The sequence below is a fragment of the Micrococcus sp. genome (genome assembly GCF_030523875.1).
Classification (GTDB): domain Bacteria; phylum Actinomycetota; class Actinomycetes; order Actinomycetales; family Micrococcaceae; genus Micrococcus.
In genome coordinates, this window is the sequence record NZ_JAUNHR010000088.1 from 1 (window position 1) to 7958 (window position 7958).

General features: G+C 72.6%; 5 protein-coding genes. 4 read left to right on the top strand and 1 reads right to left on the bottom strand.

Going from position 1 to position 7958, the window contains the following annotated elements; genetic code table 11:
• Positions 1–450: resuscitation-promoting factor Rpf (gene rpf / locus Q4D18_RS10030; RefSeq protein WP_303127939.1), on the bottom strand; the 450-nt coding region annotated here is incomplete at its 3' end.
• Positions 451–1077: 627 nt separating this feature from the next.
• On the opposite strand from rpf, the gene Q4D18_RS10035 reads away from it, so the two are divergent.
• The 4 genes from Q4D18_RS10035 to tyrS all read left to right on the top strand — a co-directional run bounded on the left by Q4D18_RS10035 (position 1078) and on the right by tyrS (position 7770).
• Positions 1078–2319: an argininosuccinate synthase gene (locus Q4D18_RS10035; RefSeq protein WP_303127941.1), complete on the top strand. Its 1242-nt coding sequence runs from the start codon at positions 1078–1080 to the stop codon at positions 2317–2319.
• An 86-nt stretch (positions 2320–2405) separates the two neighbouring features.
• Positions 2406–3878: an argininosuccinate lyase gene (gene argH, locus Q4D18_RS10040; protein WP_303127944.1), complete on the top strand. Its 1473-nt coding sequence runs from the start codon at positions 2406–2408 to the stop codon at positions 3876–3878.
• Between the two features lie 179 nt (positions 3879–4057).
• Entirely contained in the window at positions 4058–6340 is a 2283-nt protein-coding gene (locus Q4D18_RS10045; protein ID WP_303127947.1) for a UvrD-helicase domain-containing protein, read from the top strand.
• Positions 6341–6405: 65 nt separating this feature from the next.
• A complete protein-coding gene (tyrS, locus tag Q4D18_RS10050; RefSeq protein ID WP_303127949.1) occupies positions 6406–7770 on the top strand; it encodes a tyrosine--tRNA ligase in 1365 nt (454 codons plus the stop codon).
• The last annotated feature ends 188 nt before the right edge of the window (positions 7771–7958 follow it).

A 7958-nucleotide genomic window follows, 5' to 3' on the forward strand; every position in this document is an offset into this window, starting at 1 on the left:
GGCGCGCTCCTCCTCGGCGCGCTGCTGGGCGGCCCAGTCGGTGGAGGACTGACGCTCGACCTTGGCGGCCGGGGCGGCGGAGTAGGCGTCGGGGGCGTTGTCCGCGCCGTAGAGGCCGAGCTTCTTGGAGCACACGGGCCAGGCGCCCCAGCCCTGCACGTCCTGCAGCTTCTCAGCGCGCATGATCTGCTCCTGCTTGGAGGCCTGGTGCGGGTAGCCCTGGCCACCCACGGCCTTCCAGGAGGAAAGGGTGAACTGCAGGCCGCCGTAGAAGCCGTTGCCGGTGTTGATGTCCCAGCGGTTGGTGGACTCGCAGTGCGCGATGGCGTCCCAGGTCTCGACGGAGGCGGCCTGGGCCGGAGCGGCGAAGGCGGCGGCTGCGCCGGCGAGGGTCATGCCGGTCACGACGGAGGCGGTGGCGCGGCGGGAGGAAGAGGAGAAGAGAGTCATGATCGAAGAAGAGGGGCGAGATCCCGTCGGCGGGGGAGCGCGGGCGCTCCCTGAGGTCGTCTACTCCTTGGTCGGGTCAAAGACTCCAACGGAGCGAGACGACCCGAGACGGGCGCCCGATGGAGCTTCGGTTCGAGGTCCGCGCGTCGGCTTCCGGTCTCCCGGTGCTCGATAACGGTTGGATCACGAATCGGCTACGAGAGAGTCAACGCCCCGGCCGGGGGTTCCGTCAAATCGGGGTGTGGACGACGGGGCCCCCGACGCCCCCAGGGGCTTTCTGAGATGCAGATGTCCAGTCCGGCTGTCCGTCGGCTGGATGGATCGCCATTCAGAACCCGTGAGGAGATCAGGATGTCCGCAGGCGGTGGTCTTTCGGCGGGCCGTCCCCGCCCGTGATCTGCCGTGATCTTCTGCAATGCAGGAAAGAGTCAGCTGAGGAATGACTGTGTGTCCGGTCACGGCGACACCGGTGCAGGAGCCGTCCCATCCGGGGCGCCCCGGCGTATTCGGCACATTGCATAGATATGCGATCCCTGGGTAAGATCAGCGTGACGCCCGGCCGCAGGGGGCGCCCCGCCGTCGCGGAGCGCGGATCCCGACGGCGCATCCATACATAAGGAGAAGCTCGTGAAGGAACGCATCGTCCTCGCCTATTCCGGCGGTCTGGACACCTCCGTCGCCATCGGCTGGATCGGCGAGGCCACCGGCGCCGAGGTCGTGGCCGTCGCCGTCGACGTGGGCCAGGGGGGCGAGTCCCTCGAGACCATCCGCCAGCGCGCCCTCGACTGCGGCGCGGTGGAGGCCTACGTGGCCGACGCCCGTGACGAGTTCGCCGAGCAGTACTGCATGCCCACCCTGAAGGCCAACGGCCTCTACATGGACGCGTACCCGCTGGTCTCCGCCATCTCCCGTCCCGTGATCTCCCGACACCTCGTGGCCGCCGCCCGCCAGTTCGGCGCCTCCACCGTGGCCCACGGCTGCACCGGCAAGGGGAACGACCAGGTGCGCTTCGAGGTCTCCATCCAGACGCTCGGCCCGGACCTGAAGTGCATCGCCCCCGTGCGCGACCTCGCCCTGACCCGCGAGAAGGCCATCGAGTACGCCGAGCGCAACGAGCTCCCGATCGCCACCACCAAGAAGAACCCGTTCTCCATCGACCAGAACGTCTGGGGCCGCGCCGTGGAGACCGGCTTCCTCGAGGACATCTGGAACGGTCCCACCAAGGACGTCTACGACTACACGGACGACCCGGCCTTCCCGCCGGCGCCCGACGTCGTCACCATCGCCTTCGAGCGCGGCGTCCCCACCGCCCTGGACGGCCGCACGCTCTCCCCGCTGGAGATCATCGAGGAGCTCAACCGCCGTGCCGGCGCCCAGGGCGTGGGCCGGATCGACATCGTGGAGGACCGTCTCGTGGGCATCAAGTCCCGCGAGATCTACGAGGCGCCGGGCGCCATGGCCCTGATCGCCGCGCACCGCGAGCTGGAGAACGTGACCCTCGAGCGCGAGCAGGCCCGCTTCAAGAAGCAGGTCGACCAGCGCTGGACCGAGCTCGTGTACGACGGCCAGTGGTTCTCGCCGCTGAAGAAGAACCTGGACACGTTCGTCGACGCCACCCAGGAGCACGTCAACGGCGAGATCCGCCTCGAGCTGCACGGCGGGCGCGCCACCGTCCAGGGCCGCCGCTCCGAGACCGGCCTGTACGACTTCAACCTCGCCACCTACGACGAGGGCGACTCCTTCGACCAGTCGTCCGCGCGCGGGTTCATCGACATCTACGGCCTGTCCGCCAAGACGGCCTCCGAGCGCGAGCAGCGCCTCGACGGCGGCGCGAGCCTCGACGACGTCGCCCGCCTGTCGAACGACTGACCCGCCCGCGGTCCCGACGGCGGCCGGCCCCTGCACCGGGGGACGGCCGCCGTCGGGCGCATCCGAGCCCTCCCGAGGAGAACGACGTGACCGAGAACCCGACCGAGACCCCGAGCCCCCGCCACGGGACCAACGAGGGCGCCCTGTGGGGCGGCCGCTTCGCCGGCGGCCCGTCCGAGGCGCTGGCGGCGCTGAGCAAGTCCACGCACTTCGACTGGCGGCTGGCCCCCTACGACATCGCCGGCTCCCGCGCCCACGCGCGGGTGCTGCACACGGCCGGCCTGCTCACCGCGGACGAGCTGGACGGGATGATCGAGGCCCTGGACCGTCTCGAGGCGGACGTGCGCTCGGGCGCCTACGCGCCCGCCGAGTCCGACGAGGACGTCCACGGCTCCCTCGAGCGCGGCCTCATCGAGCGCGCCGGCGCCGAGCTCGGCGGAAAGCTGCGCGCGGGCCGCTCGCGCAACGACCAGGTGGCGACCCTGGGCCGCATGTTCCTGCGGGACCACGCTCGGATCGTGGCCCGCGGCGTGCTCGACGTCGTCGACGCCCTGGTCTCGCAGGCCCGTCGCCACCCGTACGCGCCCATGCCGGGGCGCACCCACCTGCAGCATGCGCAGCCGGTGCTGCTGTCCCACCACCTGCTGGCGCACGCGTGGGCCTTCGCCCGCGACGTGCAGCGGCTCGTCGACTGGGACGTGCGGGCGGCCGTCTCCCCGTACGGCTCCGGGGCGCTGGCCGGGTCCACGCTGGGCCTGGACCCGAACGCCGTGGCGGAGGAGCTCGGCTTCGACGCGGCGGTGTGGAACTCCATCGACGGCACCGCGGCCCGCGACGTCTACGCGGAGTTCGCGTGGGTGGCCTCGATGATCGGCGTGGACCTCTCCCGCATCTCGGAGGAGGTGGTCTTCTGGGCCACCAAGGAGGCCGGCTTCGTCAGGCTGCACGACTCCTACTCCACGGGGTCCTCGATCATGCCGCAGAAGAAGAACCCGGACGTGGCGGAGCTGGCCCGCGGCAAGGCCGGCCGCCTCATCGGCGACCTCACGGGCCTGCTCGCCACCCTCAAGGGCATGCCCCTGGCCTACAACCGGGACCTGCAGGAGGACAAGGAGCCGGTGTTCGACGCCGCCGACACCCTCGAGCTGCTCCTGCCGGCCGTCTCGGGGATGGTGGACACCCTCGAGTTCCACACCGAGCGGATGGCCGCCCTCGCCCCCGAGGGGTTCGCCCTGGCCACGGACGTGGCCGAGTGGCTCGTCCGCCAGGGTGTGCCGTTCCGGGTGGCCCACGAGCTCTCGGGCGAGGCGGTCCAGCTGGCCGAGGGCCGCGGCGTCGAGCTGTGGGACCTCACGGACGAGGACTACGCCGGCATCTCCGAGCACCTCACCCCGGCGGTGCGCGAGGTGCTCAGCACGGAGGGCTCGCTGAACGCCCGGCGCGGCCAGGGCGGCACCGCCCCGGAGGCGGTGGCCGAGCAGCTCGCCGCCCTGGAGGAGGCGCTCGAGCCGCTGCAGGCCTTCGCGGCCACCCCCGGCTCGGTGGTCGACGCCCGCTGACGGGCGGTCCCGCACGACGACGGCGCCCGGGGTGGGGGGACCCCCTCACCGCGGGCGCCGTCGTCCACCCGCGGGCCACCTCGCGTTCACATGGGCGGCTATACGATGGATGACCCCCGTCGTCCGGGGTCCCCGCACCGGCGGCCCGCCCGCCCCGACCGCACCCCGAGGTTCATCCGATGACCGAGACCGCCTCCGCCCGCCAGTCCGAGCTCGCGCTCGAGCGGGAGCGGGTCGCCGCCCGGTACGCCCGCCTGGACGCCCTGCGCGCGGAGAAGGAGGAGCAGCTGCGCCGCGTGCGCCGCTCCGGTCTGCAGGGATCGCTGCAGAACCACTCCGAGCGGGACGCGTTCGCCTCGCTCTACGAGGACCGGCTGGCCCAGCTGCAGGCGGTGGACGAGCGCCTCGTCTTCGGGCGCCTGGACCTGGACGCGGACGAGGCCGGCGTCGTGGAGGAGCGGTACATCGGCCGCATCGGTCTGACCGACGAGCACCAGGAGCGCCTCCTCGTCGACTGGCGCGCGCAGGAGGCCGGCGCCTTCTACCAGGCCACCGCCGCCCACCGGCAGGGCGTGGGCCGGCGTCGACACCTGATGCTGCGGGGACGCGAGGTGCGGGACTTCGAGGACGACGTCCTGGACCCGCGGCTCGTGGACGAGGGCCGGGCGGCGCCCGGCTCGCAGGGGGCGCTGCTGGCCGCGGTGACCGCGCGGCGCACGGGCCGGATGGGGGACATCGTCGCGACCATCCAGGCCGAGCAGGACGAGGTGATCCGGGCGTCCGTGTCCGGCGCCCTCGTCGTGCAGGGCGGTCCGGGCACGGGCAAGACCGCCGTGGCCCTGCACCGCGCGGCCTATCTGCTCTACACGCACCGCGACCGCCTCTCGAAGTCGGGAGTGCTGGTGGTGGGCCCGTCGGCCGCGTTCATGCGGTACATCGAGCGCGTCCTGCCCTCCCTCGGGGAGACGGGCGTGGTGATGGCCTCCCTCGGCACCCTCATGCCGGGGGTGCAGGCCGGGCCGGAGCGGTCGGCACGGGCGGCGGAGGTCAAGGGGCGTCTGGAGATGGCCGAGGTGGTGGCGAACGCGGTCGCGCAGCGGCAGCGCCTGCTCGTGGAGCCGCGCCGCCTGGACGTGGAGGGCACCACGGTCAAGCTCAAGCCGGCCATGGTCCGGCGCGCACGGGACCGGGCCCGGGCCACGGGCAAGCCGCACAACGAGGCGCGGGCGACGTTCGTGAAGATCCTGGTGCGGGAGCTCGCGGACAGGCTCCGCGCCAAGCTGGAGAAGTCCTCCGGCGTGCCCGTCCAGCGGGACCTGCTGCTCGAGGACGTGCGCACCTCCCGGGACGTGCGCATCGCCCTGAACCTGTGCTGGATGCCGCTGACCCCGCAGAAGCTGGTCGGGGACCTCCTCACCCGCGAGCCGCTGCTGCGGGCGGCCGCCCCCTGGCTCTCCGACGACGACGTCGCCGCCTTGCTGCGCACGGACCCCACGGCGTGGACCGAGGCGGACGTGCCCCTGCTGGACGAGGCCGCGCAGCTGCTCGGCCCGATGGAGGCCCCGCGGCGCGGCGGCGAGTCCGACGCGCAGCACGAGCGGAACCTGGAGAACGCGCGCGCCTCGCTGGAGAACATGCACCAGACGCTGTTCGAGCTCGGCGTGGACGGCGTGGTGGACGCCGAGCAGCTGGCCGCCGCCAACGAGGAGGCCGGCGTGCGGCGCACCACGGCCGAGCAGGCCCGGCACGACCGCACCTGGACGTACGGCCACGTGGTGGTGGACGAGGCGCAGGAGCTCTCTCCGATGCAGTGGCGCCTGCTCGCCCGGCGCTGTCCCCTGAAGTCCTTCACCGTGGTGGGGGACATCGCCCAGTCCTCGCGGCGCGACGGGGCGCGTTCGTGGGGTGCGGTCCTCGGGCCGGAGTTCGGCGACCGGATGCGGCTCGAGGAGCTCACCGTGAACTACCGGTCCCCGGCCCGGGTCACGCGGTGGGCGGCGCAGGTGGCCCGGGCTGCCGGGCTGCAGATCAGCACCCCGGAGGCCGTGCGGGAGGGCGAGCACGCCCCGGTCCTCACGGTGGAGCCCGGGGCGGACGCCGCGGACCTGGCGGTCCGGGCGGTCGCGGGCGAGCGGGACCGCCTGGGCGACGCCCTGATCGCGGTCATCGCGCCGGAGGCGGAGGTCGCGACCGTGGCGCGTGCGGCGGCCGCCCGCTGGGGAGGCCTCGTGGACCGAGCACCCTCGCCGGGCGCCGAGGTCGTCGTCGTGACGGCGCGGGAGACCAAGGGCCTCGAGTTCGACGCGGTGGTGCTGCTCTCGCCGGAGCGGATCGTCGCGGAGGCCGAGGGCGTGGTCGGGGACCTCTACGTGGCCATGACCCGCTGCACCCGGTCCCTGCATGTGGTCAGCACCGCGCGGCCCGAGGAGCTGCCGGCGGGCCTGGGCTCCGTCCCCGCCTGAGGCGCGGCGGGCAGGCCGGGCGCGCCGTCGTCGTCGGCGGTGAGCGGCTCGGTAGGGTGAGGGGCGTGGCAGCCGACGACGTGACCCGAGCAGAGCGCCTGCGTGCGCAGACGAACGACCCCTCCTTTGAGAACGTGTGGCAGGAGCTGGTGTGGCGCGGCCTCGTGCACGTGTCCACGGACGAGGCGGCCCTGGAGGAGGCGCTCGCGGGAGAGCCGATCGGCTACTACTGCGGCTTCGACCCCACTGCCCCCTCCCTGCACCTGGGGCACCTGGTGCAGCTGCTGACCATGCGGCGCCTGCAGCTCGCCGGCCACCGCCCCTTCGCGCTCGTGGGCGGCGCGACGGGCCTGATCGGCGACCCTCGGCAGACCTCCGAGCGGACCCTGAACACCCGCGAGGTCGTGGCCGAGTGGGTGGACTCCCTGCGTGAGCAGATCCGCCCGTACCTCTCCTTCGAGGGGGAGAACGCGGCCACCATGGTGAACAACCTCGACTGGACCGCTCAGATGTCCGCCCTCGACTTCCTGCGGGAGGTCGGGAAGAACTTCCGCGTGGGCACCATGGTGAAGAAGGAGATCGTGGCGAAGCGGCTGCACTCCGAGGAGGGCATCTCCTACACGGAGTTCTCCTACCAGGTGCTGCAGGGCAACGACTTCCTGGAGCTGTACCGGCGGCACGGCGTGACGCTGCAGTCCGGCGGCTCGGACCAGTGGGGGAACCTCACGTCCGGCACGGAGCTGGTCCGCAAGGTGGAGGGGGAGCATGTGCACGCGGTGGGCACGCCGCTCATCACGAACGCGGACGGCACCAAGTTCGGCAAATCGGAGGGCAACGCGATCTGGCTGGACGCGGCGATGTGCTCGCCGTACGCCTTCTACCAGTTCTGGCTCAACACCGCGGATGCGGACGTGGTCGAGCGCCTGAAGGTGTTCACGTTCCTCACCCGCGCGGAGATCGAGGACTACGCGCGGAAGGTCGCGGAGGAGCCCTTCCGCCGGGAGGCGCAGAAGCGCCTGGCGTGGGAGGTCACCGCCCTGGCCCACGGCGAAGAGGCGGCGCGCAAGGTCATCGACGCGTCGGCCGCGGTGTTCGGCGGGGGCGACCTCGCCGACGTCGACCCGGAAGTGCTGGCCGCGGTGCTGGCTGAGCTGCCCCAGGCGGACCCGTCCCAGTGGAAGGGTGCGGCGGGCACGGCCACCGCCGTGGAGCTGCTGGTCTCGACGGGCCTGGTGTCCTCCAACTCCGAGGCGCGGCGCGCGATCAAGGACGGGGGCGCCTCCGTGAACAACGTGAAGCTGACGGACCCCGACCAGGTGTTCGGGACGGACGACGCCCTGGCCGGCCGTCACCTGCTGGTGCGCAGGGGGAAGAAGAACATGGCGGCCGCCGACCTCACCCTGGCGGTGGAGGGGACGACCGAGGTGTGAGGCACGTCATGGGGTGAGGCGTCGTCCCTCGACGACGACCCACACCGCCGACGGCCCCGGGATCCGCACGGAGATGCGGATCCCGGGGCCGTCCACGTGGGAGGAACCCCCGATTTGGCATCGGGGACCGGGTGTGTGTAGAGTTCTTTCTCGTGCTGAGGCGCGGTCCGGTGAAACGGGCGGCGCGG

Excerpts from the sequence above, each read along its gene's own strand:
- Q4D18_RS10045 (WP_303127947.1), top strand. The coding sequence starts at position 4,058 with ATGACCGAGACCGCCTCCGCCCGCCAGTCCGAGCTCGCGCTCGAGCGG.